The 21,596-nt window shown below is 40.0% G+C and carries 11 protein-coding genes; 6 read left to right on the top strand and 5 right to left on the bottom strand.

Annotated elements, in window-relative coordinates; all coding sequences use genetic code 11:
• The first annotated feature begins 189 nt into the window (after positions 1 to 189).
• A complete protein-coding gene (locus tag KO534_RS00925; RefSeq protein ID WP_215926235.1) occupies positions 190 to 1,761 on the top strand; it encodes a sugar porter family MFS transporter in 1,572 nt (523 codons plus the stop codon).
• Positions 1,762 to 1,812: 51 nt separating this feature from the next.
• On the opposite strand, the gene KO534_RS00930 is transcribed toward KO534_RS00925, so the two are convergent.
• Both KO534_RS00930 and KO534_RS00935 read right to left on the bottom strand, forming a co-directional pair.
• The gene (locus KO534_RS00930) at positions 1,813 to 3,813 is read right to left on the bottom strand and encodes a vanadium-dependent haloperoxidase (protein ID WP_252731871.1); all 2,001 of its coding nucleotides are present in this window, start codon (positions 3,811 to 3,813) and stop codon (positions 1,813 to 1,815) included.
• Between the two features lie 151 nt (positions 3,814 to 3,964).
• Entirely contained in the window at positions 3,965 to 7,408 is a 3,444-nt protein-coding gene (locus tag KO534_RS00935; protein WP_215926237.1) for a hypothetical protein, read from the bottom strand.
• Positions 7,409 to 7,897: 489 nt separating this feature from the next.
• On the opposite strand from KO534_RS00935, the gene KO534_RS00940 reads away from it, so the two are divergent.
• Positions 7,898 to 9,727 carry a glycoside hydrolase family 3 protein gene (locus tag KO534_RS00940; RefSeq protein ID WP_215926239.1) on the top strand — a complete coding sequence of 610 codons (1,830 nt, stop codon included), beginning with the start codon at positions 7,898 to 7,900 and terminating at the stop codon, positions 9,725 to 9,727.
• A 108-nt stretch (positions 9,728 to 9,835) separates the two neighbouring features.
• On the opposite strand, the gene KO534_RS00945 is transcribed toward KO534_RS00940, so the two are convergent.
• The 3 genes from KO534_RS00945 to KO534_RS00955 form a co-directional block, all read right to left on the bottom strand.
• The gene (locus tag KO534_RS00945) at positions 9,836 to 11,059 is read right to left on the bottom strand and encodes an EAL and HDOD domain-containing protein (protein WP_215926241.1); all 1,224 of its coding nucleotides are present in this window, start codon (positions 11,057 to 11,059) and stop codon (positions 9,836 to 9,838) included.
• Positions 11,060 to 11,294: 235 nt separating this feature from the next.
• Positions 11,295 to 16,286, bottom strand: coding sequence for a PAS domain S-box protein (locus KO534_RS00950; protein WP_215926243.1), 4,992 nt, complete (start codon positions 16,284 to 16,286; stop codon positions 11,295 to 11,297).
• Between the two features lie 265 nt (positions 16,287 to 16,551).
• Positions 16,552 to 17,013: a MarR family winged helix-turn-helix transcriptional regulator gene (locus tag KO534_RS00955; protein ID WP_215926245.1), complete on the bottom strand. Its 462-nt coding sequence runs from the start codon at positions 17,011 to 17,013 to the stop codon at positions 16,552 to 16,554.
• Positions 17,014 to 17,139: 126 nt separating this feature from the next.
• On the opposite strand from KO534_RS00955, the gene hmgA reads away from it, so the two are divergent.
• The 4 genes from hmgA to KO534_RS00975 all read left to right on the top strand — a co-directional run bounded on the left by hmgA (position 17,140) and on the right by KO534_RS00975 (position 21,507).
• On the top strand, positions 17,140 to 18,444 hold the full coding sequence (gene hmgA, locus KO534_RS00960) for a homogentisate 1,2-dioxygenase (RefSeq protein ID WP_215926247.1): 1,305 nt from the start codon (positions 17,140 to 17,142) through the stop codon (positions 18,442 to 18,444).
• Positions 18,445 to 18,483: 39 nt separating this feature from the next.
• Positions 18,484 to 19,797, top strand: a complete 1,314-nt coding sequence (gene fahA / locus KO534_RS00965; protein WP_215926249.1) for a fumarylacetoacetase — start codon at positions 18,484 to 18,486, stop codon at positions 19,795 to 19,797.
• A 9-nt stretch (positions 19,798 to 19,806) separates the two neighbouring features.
• A complete protein-coding gene (gene maiA, locus KO534_RS00970) occupies positions 19,807 to 20,436 on the top strand; it encodes a maleylacetoacetate isomerase (RefSeq protein ID WP_215926251.1) in 630 nt (209 codons plus the stop codon).
• 72 nt (positions 20,437 to 20,508) lie between these two features.
• Positions 20,509 to 21,507, top strand: a complete 999-nt coding sequence (locus KO534_RS00975; protein ID WP_215926253.1) for an LLM class flavin-dependent oxidoreductase — start codon at positions 20,509 to 20,511, stop codon at positions 21,505 to 21,507.
• Positions 21,508 to 21,596: the final 89 nt, after the last annotated feature.

Below are 21,596 nucleotides of genomic sequence, written 5' to 3' on the forward strand. Positions count from 1 at the left end.
TTCCTTAAGGACAACTCAGTTGGCAATCTCTACAAACTTCAGTTTACACTCGGGTCATGTGAGGGGCTAGTGGTTCTATCCGCCTTGTCGCGGCTAAAGACCCTTTTACCGAATTACTTAGCCTTTTCAAATCGAATAGTCTAGCTTTGCTAGCCCAGTTTTTACTCGCGTTTTACACAAGGCATTAAAATGAAAAACAATCAGCCTCAATCTGTTATTTACGTATTTTACGTCTCCATCATAGTTGCGTTAGGCGGTTTTCTAATGGGGTTTGATGCATCTGTTATTTCAGGTGTAGTCAAATTTATTGAGCCCGAATTTAACCTTACAAAAATTCAACTGGGTTGGGCCGTAGCTTCACTGTCACTTACAGCAACCTTTGCAATGATTACTGCCGGCCCGCTAAGTGACAAGTTTGGAAGAAAAGTAGTATTAAAAATGGCTGCGGCATTATTTTTTGTATCAGCCATTGCATCCGCATTTGCCCCTAATTTTTTAATGCTGGTTTTGGCTAGAATGATAGGAGGTTTAGGCGTAGGCGCTGCTTTGATTATTGCACCTATGTACATCGCAGAAATTGGCCCAGCCAAATATCGTGGACGTATGGTTTCCCTTAACCAATTAAACATTGTACTCGGTATTTCTGTGGCGTTTTTTACCAACTATTTAATTTTACAGGCTGGCGATTCTGATACGCAATGGGTGCAATCTTTAGGTATTGAACAGTGGAATTGGCGCTGGATGTTAGGAATTGAAGCCATCCCTGCCCTGTTATACTTTGTGTGCCTATCAATAGTGCCAGAAAGTCCGCGATGGCTGATGATGAAAGGTCGAGTTCAAGAAGCTAGTATTATTTTAAAACGAGCACTAGGCGAGCAAAATGCTGAACAAGAAATTCAGCAAATAAACAACAATATTAATCTTCAACAAAATAAAACTAAAGGCGCATTTTTGGACTTACTTAAGCCCTCTATGCGCTTAGTCATGATAGTCGGTATTTCCATTGCAATATTGCAGCAAATTACCGGTATTAATGCAGTATTCTTTTACGCCCCCATGATTTTTGAGCAAACAGGTTTAGGTACCGATGCTTCTTTTATGCAGGCGATATTGGTAGGTATTACCAACGTGGTATTTACCCTAATTGCCATCGCATTAATTGACAAAATTGGCAGAAAGTCGCTATTGGTCATGGGAGTGTCAGGGATAATCCTCTGTATGTTTAGCTTGGCGTATCAGTTCAATGCCGCCAGTTACACATTAACCGCACAAGCGATCACTACCTTATCAACAGAAATCGACATTCAAGCATTACACCCCATAATTGGCACCACCTTTAGCAGTGATTTAGCTTTTAAATCAGCCATTACAGATATATTGGGAACAGCACAAGCAGTGCAATTTGAATCCACCTTAATGTCTGCGGCAATCCAAATGAATGGCACGGTTATATTGTTGAGTATATTGGGGTTTGTAGCCTGTTTTGCTGTGTCCCTTGGTCCAGTGATGTGGGTGCTGTTTTCGGAATTGTTTCCTAACCGAATTCGCGGTATTGCCATTTCATTTGTAGGATTAATTAACTCGGGCGTTAGCTTTTTAGTACAGTTGGTATTCCCATGGGAATTAGCCAATTTAGGCGCCACCTATACCTTTGCGATTTATGGTGGATTTGCTTTTATTGGACTGATGATAATTCTTAAGTTTTTACCTGAAACTAAAGGAAAATCTTTGGAAGAGTTAGAAGCTATATTAGTAAAATAAACTGCGGTTGCAGTTGGCTTACTAGTTTCTAGTAAGCCAATTTAATTCATCTTATTCCGTAAAAAACGATTGCACAAATTCAAAACTATCGGTGCCAATTTTTGCACCAATTTTTCGGCCAGGAATATCATCAGCAGGTGGGTGGATCCCCCCCCAAATACGCGACAAGCTGCACTGGTCAGAAGCGTCCTGATAAGTCGCCCATTGCAAGGTCATATCCACACTAGGTCCTTCTTCAAACACTAAAAATTCATTTGCTTTCACTTCAAATTCACTCATTCCCCCAGGGAAATAAGCTGAGCCTGTCATAGCGGTCATCAATTCTGCAGCCGCCCTTGAATAAGTTGAATGCCCTGAAACATAACCAGCGAAAGGAGGGGTAACAAAAGTAGGTCTTTGGTAAGGCCACCATTTTTCTGCCAATATCCAGTCAACTCCTGCCTGAGCAAACACAGGGTTGCTAATATGCTCAGGTCCTTTCCACGCATACATTTTTATTTTACCAACATTTTCTGGATTATCAGCAGCTAATGGATCTGATTCAGTGACCAATTCAATATAGTTTTCAATTAAAGGTAGACCGTTTACATGATACGAACTTAATGCAGGATCGCTGCTCTGTCCTCCTGCCATCGCACGAATCGCGGATACGGGGCGAATATAGTCATAACGCCCTTTTATTCCCCATGCAGCGACTGCAGAGTCATGCATAGTACCACCCATAGCAAAATAGGATTTAATATCCCATTCAAGGGCTCCTAAAATATCGCCTTTTCCAGCCCAACGTTTTTCTAATAACTCATGGTCACTTACCGTATTTAAAATTACAAACCAGTGCCCTGGTGGGGTTTCTGACTCTGGACCATCAGCCCAAAATTCCGCCAATACACGAGTATAATCACCGCGGGGCACTAATTGCTCTTCGTAAGGCTGATCAGTTACGGGATTAAGAGCGTAACCAGTACTCGGGTCTCCTCCCTCAATTTGTTTATAAAACTCGTTAAACTCAGTAAAGGAATTGGGAAAGGAGCTGATATTACCAATATTCTTTGGTGATATATCCCACAGTACACCATCATTTTGATCTAAATGAGATGACCAAATCGCTACGAGAGAAAATCCCCATTTATATTCGTCACTCAACTCACCTTCAATCAAAGGGGGCATACCCGGATCATGATATACTTGGTAATCAAAACCATCACGAGTAAACTCGGTTTTATCATTGTCTGATAATGAAAAAGGTACTACGCTTCCCCATTCAGGACCTAAAAAGCTAGGTGCATCATCGATAGGGTTACCGGCTTGATCAACAAAACCATTTATTGCTAAAGGTTGCCAACGATTCCAATCAACAATGTTCGGGTTACCGGGATCTCCACCACTCAATGCTAAAGGTGGATTTACAGTTTGATAACTAGTGTTAGCGTAGTCATTTTGTTCATTTGAACCATCTTGCAAACCAAATTGAATATAACAGTCAGCAATATAATTACCTAAAGCCGCCGCCGAACCTTGGGAATAATCCAATGACTCATCATCAATATTGAAGCCCAAATTTTGCATTAATGAATCCGCGGCTTCCATAATTTCAAATGTGCCTGGAGAAAACTTAAAACGATGTTGAATAATTCGATAGGCAGCATGGCTAATGGCAAGTTCTTGTTGCGGTAAAACATCTTCTGGCACATTGATGGTATCGGCAGCACAAGAAAATCCAGCGACTTCATTACCAAATAAAAAACCATGGGCTTGCGGATTATAAACTGACCAAGCATCAAACATTGCAGAAGAGATATGGAACAAATTTCTAGCATGCACAGTAGGGCGAGCATAGTCATTTCGTATTGCAGTTAAAAGCACTTCATTCCACATACGGGCGACAGAATGCCCATCCCTTTCAGGCGTTAAAACGACAGGAGGAGTGACGTCTTCATTTTTTTTACTTGAGCCACCACAAGCAGTGAATAGAACACTTGCTAAAAACACAGCGCCCACACTTGTAACTAGCTTTCTTAACTCACTTTTATCCGTTAAAACTCTTTTATCCATAGTCATATTACCAATATCTAGGTTATCTTGTTTATTCTAAAAAAAACGTATATTAAGATATTTTGGTTAATGCGACTATTAAAAACATCGGGCTTATTTATATAAACATAATTTTACCTCTTTCCATGTTTAGTAAGTTTAACGTCTACTATTATTCAAAAAGGTGGTTAGTATTAAGCAACACATGTACAGATTTAACTTTTCCGCTACGGGTAAACAATTCATTAGCAATACTTGGTTCTAGGCCAATAACGTTACTGCTAAGCTGTTTTCCGCTATCAAGTGTGATGGTAAGAGTCGAATCACCTTCAGTTAACTGATACACAATAGGCACTTGGCACCAAGTAAATGCGATGCTGTGGCTGGGCAAGGTTATCTCTTGCCAATGCTCAGATAGGTCCAAATATCTGAAGATCCTTGATAATTGGGTAAATTCTTGCCTACGCAATAGTCTTGGTGAAAAACGTACTGCTCCACGAGTAACGCTAATACCTAATTCACCAAAACGCGTCAGGAGTTCCTCTTTAACTTGGCCCGTCATTCCAGGCTGTTGCGCTCCTGCATGTTTAGGGGTGTGAGAATAAGGATCACATGGAAACGCCCCGTATTCTTGTGGCGTTTTATTAAAACCTATGCCTTGCCTTACTCGATAATACAGATCACCTAAACGTTTAACTAACTGCGGTTCAGAGTCATTATCTAGTGCTTGAATAAAGTGTTCTTGAACAGCCAGCAGTAATTTAGACACCATATGCCAATACACACAGCCAAGTCCTTCAAAACCAAACATACCTCCCGAGCGTCCTGTAAATGCTTGATGATTAAATACCTGCTCATAGAGGCTCTCAATTTGAGCCATGGTAATTGCCGTCAGTTCACTGTATTGCGGCACAAGTTCATTCAGTTGTACCAATAAATCACTGCTATTCTTAAGGCTGGCATTGAAGCGATAATGACCTCTTACATCTTGGGTCATAATACTAGGGTCTTTACCCTTGAGCATTTCCATTAACGCTGGTATTTTCTGAACCTGCTCTGTAGGCACAATATTTTTAGCTAAAAAGCCTATTTGGTTTTTATCTGGATATAACATAAAAGTATTCAGATCAGCTCGAAAAATGTCACTGCTATAAAGCGCATCCAACACATCTGCAGCTTTAGCTGGGCTAATTGCACTTGAACTGAGAGCGGCTACCTGCCCTTCTAACATGGGGTAAAGATGTTTAATTTGCGCTTTGTTATCTCCCAGAGACAACAAATTATAAGAATGAAACAAACCATCATCTTTGATGTTTTTATCTATGCTGTGATCTATAACGATTAACGCTTTATTTAACAAACCTTGGATAAACTGCAGTTTAGTAGTTACTTTATGGCTAAAAGATTCCTTTTGATAAACACTAGTGCGATATTTACATGCTGCTTGTCCTAAAGCCTGCAAAACCTCAAATCGTAGTTCATCTGTCATCACTGCATGGTGTAATTTAGGTGTTAACTCAGTCAGCACTTGTGCGGTATCTTGCAACCATATTGCCACTTGTGCTGAAAGCTCTACATCCTTTTCTTGCTTAGCTAATAAATTTTGTAAAAAATGCACATAACGACGTAAATAATTGAGGGTCACAACTGACACTCCATGGCCTACCAATGCATTATTGGCATCATTCCATTCAGGCCTTTGCGTGTTTAGCCAAATCCCACCCTCCACCACTAAGTTAGCTAGTTTAGCTAACAAAGGTACTAAGAGTTTTTCTAACAAATTAACTTGATAGACCGCACCGTTACTATCCCAAATCAACTTACCATCGGCCCCTACACTTTGTACTTTTTGTGCAATCTTCATGGCTGATTGCTCATCATAATCCACGGTACTTTTGGCATTTTCTAACATGGCTTCAAATGACTTAATTCGATAAGGCACATTGGCATAACAGAAAATGCTTTGGTGTAATAAGTTAGTTAACTTCTGAGGATGAAATTTCTCGGATAACTCCAGCATTTTTAACAAATAAATAATTTGGTGATCGCCCCAGTAACCAATAAAACTCCATGGGTCTTCTGGCTCTTCAACCTCCCAGTCAATACCTCCTTTGGTAATACGATAGGGATTGTAGCCATCAATAGTGGAAGCATTCACAAACTTAGCTATCACCGATTCAATAAATTCAGGATAACTAAAACATAAAGCTTCCCAGTTTTGGAAAATGTCGCGCCAATTCCCCTGATAAGACAACAATCTATTGCCCTTGCTATCTTTGAGTTTTATTTCAAATTGATTCCAAGGACGACTAGGATCACCATGGCGACGGCCAAAAGTAACAGGTAAATATTCCGCAACTAAACGGTCAATTTGGCGATCGTTTATGGCTTGGGTAAGGCGCGTAAACTGGTTAAACGCTAATTTTTCTGGGAACTTAACAAACACCTCTTGGTGTTTTTTATACAAAGGTAAATTAAAGGTTTTTAAGGTGCCAATAAAATCAACTTTGCTAATATTGAAGTGGTCATCAAATACCCCACCTCTTAACGTATTAAACAAAGCATTAGCATAATGATGCACAGTCACACTTTCTTCATTGGTCACTTGAAAACCATCAGTACCGGCCATGATGCGCGCTAATTCGTCCGAGCCTCGCTTGATTGAGTGTTCAATATCATTGGCAATGTTTTGAGGATTTTCAAGCCCTTGGCTCATTTCACAAACCTGTGACTGACTTTGTTCAACATTCGCGACAATTTGCCAAGACTTCGACTGATTTGCCGCCAACTCAAATTCAACATTTAGCAGATATGCCCCGCGGATCCCGCGTTTATGGGTTTCATCTTGCAGAGTTTTATCACCCCAAAATTTATCAATTTGTGTGTTACTTAAAAGAATCTGAGGTTTATCAAAACCTAAACTAAATACAGTATTGGCTTTTAACGATTCACTAGGCTGCGCTCGGTCAGTGATCCCCGAATACAAAGTAAACATTCCGAGGCCGGTTGATTCCTCTAATTCATTCCATTTGTAGGCATCAACTAGGTTACTTGCATTACTTTGGGTTAAACGAGGTGTACCAGCCGGTAATATGTTTTGTAATCCATCAATCATCTTGATAGAGATAGTATCATCAGACAAATTTCTTATTTTACATTGGCGACAAAATCCGTATTTGTCACTGGTTTTCCAGCTGTAACTGAAAACCAACTGTAAATCATGATTAATTTCTTCAAAGCAAATTTTATCGCCTAGGGTATTTTTATACAGATTTTGGCTAATTTGATATGAACGATTAGCGTCATTGTTGTAAGGCTCCCATTTAAAGTTTTTGTTTCCCTTTCTCACTTTAAATAGCGTTTTACTGCCTGTGTGCCGGTTACTTTCATAAATTCGGTCAACGGGTACATAGGGAAACAATGAAATTTCTGGCGATGTTCTACCAGCAGTTAATCCACCATTAGAAGCAATAAACAACCAATGATCGCTGTCAGACACCAAACTGATAAAGAACGGTGGCATTTTTCCAACATTGTGAATAGCGTAGTAACGCTCTTCTTCCAAATCAATAAACTCACCACTTACCGAGTTTGACTTAGGATCTAAACCGCTCATTTATCTACTCTCTTCTAAATCTCTGAATAATAAAAACTAAGATTAGTTCATTGCTTTTACTAAATCCGTTAACTGTTTATGACTACAACAACTTTCACAACCAAGGCTCAAACCTCATTACTATGAATTGTTCTAGATAAACGACTCAGAGTAATTCATTCAATATTTAACTCAAATCAAAAAAGGTGAGAAGGACTGTGAACACGACAAAAAGCCTTAAGAAAAATGCTTCAAAAATTTAGCTTATTACTGAAGTACCAATACCCCAAAAAAACCATTTAGCCTTAACTGGGATACTATTGAAAATCAGAAAGTGAATGATAGCTAAGTTCCATTTTACCCTAGGAATAGTCCAGTTTATCGCGTTTACATTGTGTAAATGACCTATTCAAATATGGTGAGTTAGGGTAACGCTGAGTTTTGTGTAACTCTGCCCCATTATTTGCTTTTTCCCCCTAACGAAACTCAATGATAAGTTTGAGATCATTAATGAACAAAGTATTACAAAACAAATCGATACAACTAAAAATTGACGAATTGTTGAAGCAAATGACACTCGAACAAAAAATTGGACAAATGACACAAGCAGATCGTATGACCTGTTCTCCAGAACAAGCCCAAAAATACCATTTAGGTTCGATATTAAGTAGCGCAGGTTCATGCCCTGATGATAACAGCCCCAAAGGCTGGGTAGAAATGAACGACGCCTATTGGGAAGCATCAAGTAACCAAGACTCGCAGCATATCGGCATTCCGATTATTTACGGCCTAGATGCGATTCACGGTAATAATAACGTAAAAGGCGCTACCATATTTCCGCACAATATTGGCTTAGGCGCCGCAAACGATCCCAAGTTAATAAAGCAAATTGCCGAAGTAACCAGTAAAGAAGTATTGGCAACTGGAGTAGATTGGGCATTTGCTCCTAATCTGGCTGTTGCTAGGGATTATCACTGGGGGCGCAGTTACGAAAGTTATGCTGAAGATCCTAAACTAGTCACCCTATATGCAAAAAAAATGATTGAAACCCTCCAAGGTAAACTCAATCAAGATAATATTTTGGCCTGTGCAAAACACTGGGTAGGCGATGGAGGCACACAATATGGTGTTGACCAGGGCGATACAATCCTAAGCTGGGAAGAATTACAAGCCATCCATATTCAGCCCTATAAAGCCGCAATTAAAGCCGGTGTGCTAAGTGTTATGGTGTCATTTAGTAGCTGGAATGGTGATAAATGCCATGCCCATAAGTTTCTACTGGTGGATATCTTAAAACAAAAACTGGGATTTGACGGCATTGTAATCTCAGATATGCAAGGTATTGATTATTTAGAGGACGACTTTTATTTGGCTGTAGCTCAAGGTGTCAATGCTGGAATTGATATGTTTATGGTGCCCAGAAATTGGCAAGTGTTCATTGAGAATTTACGCAGCCACATTGAATTAGGTACAGTATCTATCAGCAGAATCGATGACGCAGTAAGGCGTATTTTGTCAGTAAAGTATGCTTTTGGTTTGTTTGAAAAACCGCGGCCGACGCTACGTAAATGGTCAAACCATTGCTCATTTGGTTGCGACGAACACCGCCAAGTCGCGCGTAAAGCAGTTAGAAAATCCTTAGTTCTGTTAGCTAACCACAATAACATCTTACCCTTGAATAAAAATGCTCGTATTTTGGTCGCGGGGAAAAACGCGCATAATTTAGGCCATCAATGCGGCGGCTTTACAGTTAATTGGCAAGGTGTATCTGGCAATGAAGAGATTGTCGGGGGTACCTCAATTTGGCAAGGCATCAAAAAAACGGCCCCTGCTTCACAGTTGAGCATAAACGGTGATGGCCTCGACGCGACACCTAAGCTCCATGACATTGCAGTAGTTGTAATTGGTGAAACCCCTTACGCTGAAGGAATGGGTGATATTCGCGGAGATGACAAAATAATTACTGAAGCTGGCTCACAAATTAATGGCCAAGTAAAAGTATTGCGGGCAAGTGGAGATTCATTAGAGCTCAATAAACTCTATCCCGAGGACTTACAAACTATTAAAAACATCACCAGAAATGGCGTACCCGTGATTGCGATTTTAGTATCGGGTAGGCCACTATTAATTGAACCAGAGCTCGATGCCTCTGACGCCTTCATTGCAGCTTGGTTGCCCGGCTCAGAAGGTCATGGGATCAGTGATGTATTATTTGGTGATTATAACTTTACTGGCAAGTTATCCTTTAGTTGGCCAACATTATCACAACCAAAAGTGAATGTTGGAGACAAACACTATAAGCCCCTATTCCCTTATGGATTTGGATTAAATTACTCTTAGAGTAAAAAGGCTTTTAGATATCGACTACGAATAAGATCGAATATGTTTCAAGCTAACCTTAATCGTTAAAATGATAGGGCTGAGTAGAATTATCAACCCTCACAACAATTAGTGCATTGCTGCCATTCTAAGATCTGCCCAACTCAAAGCTTCTTGGTACAATAAACCTGACTGCTGCGCATCAATCTCAAGTTTTTGACAAAACTCTTCAATACAAGACCAATCAGCCTTTTCAAATAACTCACACAATTGTAAAAATTTAGCAGTTTCACCTCGTCGTTTGACGATTGCGTCTTTCATTTCTTGGCGCAGCGGTAATTTATCCATGAGCTCTTGTATATCACCATCTACCATTGCGTCGATTAAAGATAACAATCCAATCAGAAAAGCAGAAGACTTAGACTGAGTAGGCATGGCGGCATTGACCATTAATTCACAAAAGCGCCCTCTGGCTAAAGCCATAACATTCAGCTCTTGAGGTTTACCAATCGAAAATTGCGCAGTGAACAATAGACAAATAAAACGTCTTAATTCTTCAAATCCTAAAACTAAAATTGCTTGTTTTATCGACTCTATTTTGGCATCTCGTTTAAATATCGGAGATTGCACATAACGCAGTAATTTAAAGGCTAGGTTGACTTCATCTTCAAAAATAGAAGTGATCTTTTTAACATCAAGATCGTCCTTGTTAATTTCTGACATTAAATTAACCACTGCAACCTGTGAAGGGTTAAACGCCACGGTTTTAATCACTTCTGGACGGCTAAAAAAGTAACCTTGAAAATACGAACAACCAATACTTACAGCATGTTCAAACTCTTTATAATTTTCAATTTTTTCGGCTAGTAACTTTATATCAGGAAAAGGTCTTACTGCTCGTATGATTTCCTGAAACTGTTGCTCTGACGTTAGGGAATAATCGAGCTTAATAATATCCACATAAGGGAAAAAATGGATCCAAGCAGAACCATGCTCATAATCATCTAACGCAATGGTATAGCCCTTTTTCTTTAAATCGATACATACTGCCAACAGTTTTTTAGTTGGTTTAGCCGTTTCTAGTATTTCCACCACAATCTTTTCTTTGTCCAACAGCAAAGGATAACCATTAATTAAAGAATCATGGGGAAAATTGATAAAGGCCAATGAACCTTGGGTTAAATTTTCTAACCCCAAATTATACTCTAAGCCATCTATAATTTTGGCTGTGGCTTCTTCATCGCTGACATTTTTTGGGAAAAAATTATCCAAACTATTGCGAAGCAATAGTTCATAAGCGAATAGTTTTTTGTCTGTGTCCAAAATAGGTTGGCGCGCAACATAAAAATTCAAATTAATATCTTCCAGAGAAACAATTATTAAGCGAAACTCAAGCCCTCAATATTTTCTAGATAATCACTTATAAAAAACATTAATTACCTGCCAAACCAGCTTGCAATAATAGTATTACCACTTCAAGCAAAAACCTATCAGACGAGATTTACTATTCAGCACCTAACGAGTTATTCCTTATTCTAATCGTTCATGAGTGATAAATCTCTAGGATTTCATCATTTTTCTACAATTATCAATTATTCAAATGCGAATAAATCACCCTCAACGTATTATTTAGCGAACGTTCAACAGTAGGCCATGATATGGCGATATTGTCGACAAGACCCTCTCGGCAATCTGTCTCAAGCCGAGTTACCACGTCAGTCAGCGCTTCAGAATTGACTTTGTTAGCCACTAAAACTAGTTTACGTGCGCCTTTTAGAATAGAAGTCACATCATCTTCATCAACTGCATGGTTAGTTTCTTGAATGCCATTTTTCAGTTCTTCCATCAATTCATTTAATACAACCGGCAAAGGTTTTGTGACATTTTGATTTTGTAGGTAAGGCAATAAGTCGAACCAAATTTCTGGATTATCTGGCATCACTATTTTCGCGATTTCAGATGTAGCTTGAGATTGTTGCACCGGTTGTTGATCTATCGCTTGTTTTAGCTCTTCTTTGTGGGCACTCAGCAAGACACTTTCTTGTTCCGCTAGTTTTTCCTGATTAGATTGCAACTCCTGTTTAGCTTCCTGCAGAGCATTTTCTTTGTCTCTCAATTGAGATTGACTGTTGTGTAAATCTTGTTCCAGTTTTTGAAGTTGCGCCGCCAATTCTGCATGGTCACTATGCTGATCATTGAGACTCTCTTTGCTGTTTGAGTATTCTTGCTGCACGGTTTGCAATTGTTCAGTTAACTGCGCTTGTTTGGCCTCAAGAGTATGAATATTTTGTTCACTCCCTAATAAGCTCTTTTGTTGCTGTGCAAGCTGTTCTTGTAATTTACGCTCTTGTTCTTCTTGTAATTTTATACGTTGTTGTAACTGCTCTGCTTCGTTGCGAGCATTATTAAGTTCCTGTTGCAGTTTTTGTTCCCCTGACTGGGTTTCTGAAACTTGAGATTCAGCTTGTTGAAGTTGCTGAAGATTCCCTTCTAGTTTCTGCTGCATAAGGGTATTTTGTTTTTCTGCTTCAACTAACGCTTGTTGCAATTGAACTTTCTGCTGTTCAATTTCTGCGTGATGTTTACGCCATTGCTCATCACTACCTTCAATCATTTCCTTTTGTTTTACCGCTCGACTTTCCACATCAGTTAATTCTACGGTCAGCTGTTCAAGTTTCTGTTGCTGCTCCAAGCGCGCAAGTTTTTCATCGTCGGCTTGACGTTTAATTTCATCCAAATTACCTTGAGTATTTTGTAATTGTTGACGTTTAGCCTCGACTTCTTCTTGTAGTGCTTGTTGTTGTTTTTGCCAATCTTGGTCACTCTGAGCAATTTTTTGTTGCTGTTGAGTACTTCGCTGTTCCATTTCTGCGAGTTCTTGTTGCAATTTATCGAGTAAAGCGAGTTGCTGTTGTTTCTCTGCTTTTTCAGCTTCTGTTTGTTGTTTAGTTTGCGACAACAATTGCTCTGTTTGTTGTAATTGTTCCTGCTTAAAAGTTAATTCTTGCTGTACTTTTTGTTGTTGCAACTGCCATTCTTCATCACTTTTTGCCATGAGCTGTTGCTGTTCGACATTTCGCGCCTCCATTTCACTCAGCTCACTTTGTAATTTTTCAAATAAGGCTTGCTGTTGTTTTTTCTCAGTTTCGGTTTGCTCTTTAGCTTGGTTTAAATTGTCCTCAGTTTCTTGTAATAGCCGTTGTTTGGCTTTAAGTTCTTGCTGCATGTTTTCTTGTTGCAGTTTATATTCGTTGTCTCTTTGCGCAATGTGCTGTTGTTGCTGGGCATTTCGCTGTTCGACATCTGCAAGCTCTGACTGAAGCTTTTCAAATAATGCAAGTTGTTGTGCTTTCTCTGCTTTTTCGGCTTCGCTTTGTTGTTTAGCTTGTTGCAAAGTTTGTTCAGTTTCTTGGAGTTGTTGTTGTTTTGCCACCAACTCCTGTTGAATTTGTTGTTGTTGTTCCTGCCACTCTTGCTCTGTTGCTGCCATTTTTTGCTGTTGCAGCAAACTGTTACTTTCCATATCAGACAGTTCTTGCTGCAATATTGCTAATTGATTTTGCTGTTGTTCCTTAAGCTCTTTCTCTTTTTCAGCTGCTTCTTTAGTTTCATCTAATGCTTGTTGTGTTTCCTGTAATTGTAGTTGCTTAGCTTCCAATTCCATCATCAATTGACTTTGTTGCTGCTGCATGTCGCCTTTTTGTTGATTCGACATTTCTTCGAATTTTTGCATTTCATTTTGCAAATGTTCAACGTGGCGAACCTTATTTGATAGTTCCGACTCGGCAATTTTATAAGTCTGTTCTAGGTTTCTGCGCTGTTGTTCTGCTTGTTCACTGGCTTTACGCTGATTAACCAGTAATTGCCTTAACTTTTCAGTGGTGTTCCCAGAACTCGACAACTCCGACTGCAAAGTTGTTATTTGTCCACCAACTTCATTAATTTGTAAGTCTTTTTGTTCAATCGATTCCTTAAGTCCATTAATTTCTGCTACAAAATCATCCATCTTACTTTGTTGGGTCAATTGTTCTTGTTTTAATATTTCTGCATTTCTTTCACTTTCGAGCAATTCTTGTTGTGCAGATTTGTACTTTTTCTCACTGTTTTGTAAGGCATCTGAAATTTGATTGCGTTGTGCCTGTAACCCCGACACTTTAGCAGTGGACTCTTCTAACTGAGTTGCCAGTGCAGTGTTAGCTTGTTGTGCCTCAACTAACTGGGTACGATTGTGATTATAGTCTTGCTGTAACTCTTGCAAATTATCGGTAACACTCTGATGAGCCTGTTGTAAATTACTGAATTCATTTTGTTTTTCTGACAAATCATCTTGCGCGGCTTGTAGTCTAGACTCTGTGTCAGCTAGGTTTTTCATCTTGGACGCTAACTGATCCTGACTACTTCTCAATAATTGCTGCTTTTCAGCGACTTCTTTCTCAGCAGCTTGATGCCGATTTATGGCCTCGATACGCGCTTCATCAGCTTGATGCAAATCTCTAAAGTCAGTCCAAATACAAAGAATTGAATCAAAATCTTGCCCTTTGTACATAGGCACATAGGTTGCTTGGCATGGCAACAACTCCTTCCCTACTCTGTGTTCCCATTGCAAAGATTTAGCCTGACCTTCTAACTTAACCTTAGTTATGTGTCGCTCTAGTTCTTCAGATGCTTGATGATCTAAGTTAAGCTCGGCAGAAAAAGGGGAACGACCAAACAATTCTCGCTCTTCTTCAACATTAAAAAATGCGCAAGCCGCCGGGTTCAACTTACTAAAACCTTGTTCACTCAAAATTGCCATCGGCATACTGCTGTGCTGCAGCAAGCTATCAAATTTATCTTGATGGAATTGCTCTTTAGTGCGATCAGAAATCCAACACAAATACTCTTGAGTTTCTTTGTTAAGTAAGTCGACGTGTAACTCACTAGGATGCAATTCGTCGTTTTTACCTTTTAATTGCGCCACAAATCCACGCAACCTACCACTTTGATGAATTTGTTTAGCTGCCCTACCAGCATTGCTTGAGTCGTTAAATAATTGATAAAAAGTGTCTTTTTTAAGTTCTCTTTCACTTAAACCTAAACGATCAGTCATCGCAATATTTGCTCTAACAATACGGTCTTCAGCATCAATGGTAGCAACAGCAACCGGAGCTAAATCCAAAATAGTGATAAAATGCTTTCGCTCTTGTTCAAGTTGTCTTTTGGCCTGTTTAAGTTCAGTTATATCTTGAATCACACCTACCATACCGGCGCGTTTTTTATTTTCACCCGCAAAAAACTTCAGCTTTATTTTGAGGCTGTGTTTTTGTTCATCAGCTAATTGCCATTCAAATTCTTTATCATGCCCAACATTTGCGGAACTAAAATTAGCTTGACTATCAACATGCAGCCGACTTATTTCTGGGGGAAGTATCTCCAATTCTCGGATATTTTGGTTTTCTATTTTTGAAAATTTGAGTTTGAACAACGACTCAAAAGCGGAATTACATGCTGTAAACCTTCCGGCTTCATCCAAAACGTAAACGGCTTGAGGGCTAGTCATTAATAGCGTATTAACTTGCTGTTGACTCGCAAAAAGTAAACCTTGATAGTGCTGTAACTCTGACTGGTTTTGTACAATAAAATCCAGGCGAGTGGTTTCACCTTTGTCATTTTTCTTCCTACTTAAGCCAATAAACCGTAGTGAAATCGTGCTTTGAAGTTGCCCATCTTTAGGTTCACTGCCTTGGGTTTCAATCTGATTTTTATCAATTTGTAATACCTCGCAGCATATATCCACCTGATGCGTTTTCTTACTGTTTTCTAAGGCTTGCTCCCATGCCAGCGTGGCTTTGGTACTTAGCATTTTTTTTAACTGCTTAAGATCTCCACTTAAAGGTGCATCCGCTAACAATAAGTCTGCAAATAGTTGATCGGTTGTAAAGGTATTGCTCTCAAAATCGACTGTCAGCCTCGCAATACCACTTTGCTGCAGTCCTAAATCAAGGCTAGTTAGGTTAGATGAATACTGTTCAATTTGATGATGAAAATTACTCACATCTTCAAGAGAAATCACGCTCGCTATACTAGCATGACCACTAGGCTGTTTAGCAAACCCCAATTGCAATTGGCGCTTACTCGCTTCTACGTAGGTTTGCAAAGACAGATATTGGCTAGATGCTAACGCTGCATTAATTGACTCTTGCACGTCTTGGGAAAAGACCTCAACTAAAGGCCTGCCTAGTAACTTATCTTCCTTGCTTCCAAGAAAGAATGCCGCAACACGATTCGCGAAAATAATCTCGCCTGTTTGGTCAACATGTAACATTCCTACTTTAAAATCATTTAGTAGCGATTGTTTTTCGGATAACTCCTTGTTGTGTGAAAGCTGGTGTTTGCGAGCATTACCGAGTTGAAACTTAAAAATGACAATAAAAGCAATCATCAAACCAAAGACGACGCCTAATGAGATAAGTCCTATTTTTATCGTATTTGGGCTTTGTTCAAGAACTTGTTGGCTGAATGCAAAACTCGCCGGGCTCGCTAATAATGAAAAAATGCATAAAACCTTAAAAAACAGACTGTTCCAAACACGGAGGGCCATTGAACGATTTCCCGATAACTAATAATTAAGTAGCAGAATATAGCAGTGAAATGCTGTGAAATAGAAGTGATAGTGCAACAAAGTATGAAGAATAATACCTAGAAAAGCGTAATTTTGACTATCATTCTGAGTTTAAATTGGTCCTGCTCACGTAAAAATAATAATTGAGGGTCTCAAAATTATACCTTTAATAAAAACGCTCTACTCATTGCTTACTTGAATTTCTACGCGAGTCAGTTAGCCGACCCCCTTGACCTATCCAATGCTAACGGATACTAATCTGAACTAGCTGTTGCTCTAATTGATCTAAGATTTTAATGAGCTTTTTATGCTCGCTTGTTTCTAATGCGTCAATAAGCTGTTTTTCCCATTGCAAAGCTTTAGGCGCTATTTTTTGATAAATAGCTAGTCCTTGGCTTGTTAGAGCGAGGTAAGCAGCACGATTATCGTGTTCATCTATTTTTCTGCGCAAATAGTTTTTGTCCTCTAGCACTTTCACTGCTCGGGATACTTTAGATTTATCCATTGCAGTCAGTTCTCCAATATCTTTGGAATACAGTTCTTTGTGCAGCGCTAACTGCGCGAGTACACGCCATTCTGGAATACTGACATCAAATTCCTGCTTGTATATTTTGGATAGCTCCACGCTTATTTTTGCAGCTAAATGCACCATTTTGTATGGAATAAACTGCTTGAGATCCACTACATCACTACCTAGATTTTGCATATTTCTCACTTATCTATTTTGCGTAAAGAATAAAATACAGTACCGCTAAACTGAATAAAGGTTGATAACACCCATAATATAGTTTCATATGAGAATATATTGAAAACACTTAAAAGGGGCAAGTCTATGATTAAGTCCAACGATCTTTGTTATTCCTACGGTTTTAACAATGAACATCAGTCTGAAGCCTTACCAGGCGCATTGCCTATTGGCCAATTTAATCCGCAAAGATGTGCTTATGGCTTGTATGCCGAACAATTTAGCAGCACCGCTTTTACCGCGCCAAGACATGAAAACCGCCGCACTTGGATGTATAGAATTCGCCCATCGATCAGTATGGGAGATTATTCACCTATCAATAAAGGTTTACTGCGCACGGCCCCTTTAACAGGCATACCTTGTCCGCCGAACGTAATGCGCTGGAACGCCCAACCTATCTCAGAAACGCCCAGCAACTTTATTGATGGGCTTACCACTATGGCCGCCAATGGCGACGTTAAAACTCAAATAGGTATAGGCATTCACCTATATTCAGCCAATAAGAGCATGGATAATCGTTTTTTTTGCAACGCTGATGGTGAGCTGTTATTGGTCCCCCAGCAAGGTGAGTTAATCGCTCGCACCGAGTTAGGATTGCTTGAGGTAAAACCTGGTGAAATTTTAGTTATTCCCCGTGGCATTAAATTTCAAGTTGATCCGCTAAATCAACCAATTAGTGGGTATATCTGCGAAAACTACGGCGCGCCTTTTACCCTACCCGAAAGGGGTCCAGTTGGTGCAAATGGTTTTGCCAATCAGCGCGATTTTTGCTATCCGCAGGCGTGGTTTGAAGACACACAACAAGAGAGCTATCTAATTACCAAGTTCTGCGGAGAACTTTACCAAGCGCAGCTTGACCATAGCCCACTGGATGTTGTGGCATGGGTGGGCAATAGCGCCCCGTATAAGTATGATTTGTCTCGTTTTAATGTCATCAATTCAGTTAGTTTTGATCATCCTGACCCTTCTATTTTTACTGTGCTCACATCTCCATCAGACGCAAAAGGCACTGCTAATATGGACTTTGTGATTTTTCCTCCAAGATGGATGGTGGCAGAAAACACCTTCAGACCACCTTGGTATCATCGTAATGTCATGAGTGAATTTATGGGATTAGTCCACGGCGTATATGATGCAAAAGAGGAAGGTTTCGAACCAGGTGGAATGAGTTTGCATAACTGTATGACTCCACACGGGCCAGAAGCCAATGTATTTGAAAAAGCCACAAATGCTGAACTTTCACCGCAAAAATACGCGAATACATTAGCCTTTATGTTCGAGTCTCGTTATGTAATAGCTCCCACTGAATTTGCACTAAACACAAGCTCTAGACAACAGGACTATCTTGGTTGCTGGGGCACTTTAAAAAAGCACTTTAATGGAAAAGCATAAGTTTTTGGCGCTATAAACTAAATATTTAGGAGAGTAAAAATGATAAAACTTAATCAAACACATGACGTCAACCTCACCAGTTGGGTAACTAGTGCCAATACAAATAGCGATTTTCCGATCCAGAATTTACCTTTTGCAATATTTAGACGTAAAGACCAAAATGAAGCACTTAGAGGTGGTGTGGCCATAGGCACACAAGTAGTTGATTTAGCGGCGTTGGCGCAACTTAACCTCTTTAGTGGAATAGCAAAAACTGCATTAGAAGCAGCTAGGCAACCGACTTTAAATGCCCTTATGGATCTTGGAGTGGAAGCCAATTCAGCATTGAGGTTATCTTTATCTAAAGCGCTGCGTGTTGATTCCCCATTACAAGCTGAGCTCGCATCCACCCTCATACCACAAGCCGATATCGAGTTTGGGATGCCTTGCCAGATTGGTGACTATACGGATTTTTATACATCTGTGTATCACGCTACTGCAGTTGGCAAATTATTCCGCCCCGACAACCCATTACTACCTAATTATAAATGGATCCCTATTGGCTACCATGGACGTTCTTCGACCATTGGCATTTCTGGTCAAAAGTTTCACCGTCCCATAGGGCAAACCAAAGCAGCAGATGCAAGTGCGCCAAGTTTTGCTCCATGTAAACGCTTAGACTACGAATTGGAAATGGGATTTTTTGTGGGTAAAAGCACCGAAATGGGCCAACAAATTGCTATTGAAACCGCAGAGCAACACTTGTTTGGCGTATGTATTTTTAACGATTGGTCGGCGCGAGATATTCAAGCTTGGGAGTATCAGCCATTGGGTCCCTTTCTAGCAAAAAGTTTTGCCTCGACAATTTCCCCCTGGATAGTCACTATGGAAGCACTAGCGCCTTTTCGCGCTAAATTTACGCGCCCAGAATCCGACCCGCAACCATTACCACATTTAAGTAGTGAGCATAACAGTGAATTTGGTGGACTAGATATTGACTTAAGTTGTTTCATTCAAACCCAAGCAATGCACCAAAACAAGCAAGCAATGACACAATTATCTCAATCCAACTTTAAATATTCTTATTGGACACCTGCGCAACTCATTACCCACCATGGCAGTAATGGATGCTCAATGCGTTCTGGTGATTTATTAGGCTCAGGGACTCAATCCGGACCAACATTTGAAGAAGCCGGTTCACTTCTCGAACTAAGTAAAGGTGGTAAAACTCCTATTACCTTACCCAATGGTGAAAAACGAACCTTTTTGGAGGACGGGGATACCATTATCATGCGCGCTTCTTGCAGCAAACAAGGCGCTGTAAGCATTGGTTTTGGAGAAGTGGTCGCCACTGTTTTACCAGCCAAAGCGTAAGCGATACCAATGAAATTATATAGTTATTATCGATCATCGGCGGCCTATCGGGTGCGAATTGCTCTTAATTTAAAACACATTGACCACCTAATTATACCGGTCAATCTTTTGAAAAAAGAGCACCAAAGTGCCGACTATTTAGGTAAACAACCGCAAGGGTTAGTGCCTTGTTTAGAAATTAATGACGGTCAGATACTTACGCAGTCTGGTGCCATATTAAGTTACTTAGATAGCCTTTATTCTGAATCGAGATTAATACCGCCTGACCCTTTTCAGGCGGCCAAAATACGAAGTTTTGTGGATATAATTGCCTGTGACATCCACCCTTTGTGTAATTTACGTGTACTCAATTACCTTACTGAAGACTTTGAAGTTAACGCCCAACAAAAATTAACTTGGTATCACCACTGGATCCGTTGCGGATTTTCAGCCTTAGAAAGATCACTTAAGCCAACAACCTATTGTTTTGGTGAAGGTATTTCTTTAGCAGACGTATATTTGATCCCACAGGTATACAACGCTCTGCGGTTCGAATTTGATATGTCGGCATTTCCGAAGTTGAGCAATGTCTACCAAAGTTGCAATCTACTTGAAAGCTTTATTGCCGCCAAACCAGAAAACCAAATAGACGCCCTTTAAATTCATTGAAGTAGCATCCATAAAGCTTAGATATGATAAATTATCAATCTTTTAACTTTAATCAGGCTATCTATGACACTACCTTTTTCGATACTTGATCTTGCTCCCATTGCTGAGGGTTCAAGTATTGCTAACGCCCTTGAAAATTCACGTTTACTGGCTATTCAAGCCGAAAAATCCAGTTACAACCGAGTTTGGTTAGCAGAGCATCATGGCATGTTTGGCGTGGCGAGCTCAGCAACCGCCATAGTAATTTCGCACATAGCTGCCGCGACATCTAAAATTAGGGTCGGTTCTGGTGGCATAATGTTGCCCAACCATTCTCCTCTAGTCATTGCTGAACAATTTGGCACCTTAGCCACCTTATACCCCGATAGAGTAGATCTTGGCTTAGGTCGCGCGCCGGGCACAGATTTAGCAACAGCACGAGCTTTACGCCGTCATTTGGCGACTGAAGTAGATAACTACCCTGAGGATATTCGTGAGTTACAACATTATTTAAGCCCCCCTAAAGCTGGACAAAATATTGTTGCGGTACCGGGAGCGGATACACAGGTCCCAATTTGGTTATTAGGATCAAGTTTGTATAGCGCCAAGCTCGCCGGAGAGTTTGGACTTCCCTACTCGTTTGCGTCTCATTTCGCCCCAGAACAACTTATGGACGCAATCAGCCTATACCGTTCAAGCTTTAAAGCATCGGAACAATCTCAAAAGCCTCGTATTAGTGCCGGCTTGATGGCAGTAGTTGCTGATAGCGATGCAGAAGCGCAATATTTATTTACTTCAGTGCAGCAACAATTTATGAATTTGCGCCGCGGTGTTAATCGCCCATTTGCAAGACCTATTGACGATATAAACTCCATTTGCAGCGCCGCAGATCAAGCGATGTTAGCCAATATATTGCGTTATGCCCTAGTTGGCTCAAAACAAACGGTAACCGATAAACTCAGCCAATTTATTGAATCCACCCAAGTTGATGAAATCATTGTTTCCATGCCAATCCACGACATTAATGCCCGCCTTAAAAGTGTGCAATTATTGGCAGAAACCGGACTGATGAAACTTGACTAACTCATAAACTTAAAAATAGTTTTAACCGTAAATTTTCAGTGTTAAGAATTCAGAGTTAAGAGAAACTACTTGGCAACATCACACAATCC

It is taken from the genome of Paraglaciecola arctica, from assembly GCF_018861065.1.
Taxonomy (GTDB): Bacteria; Pseudomonadota; Gammaproteobacteria; order Enterobacterales; family Alteromonadaceae; genus Paraglaciecola; species Paraglaciecola arctica_B.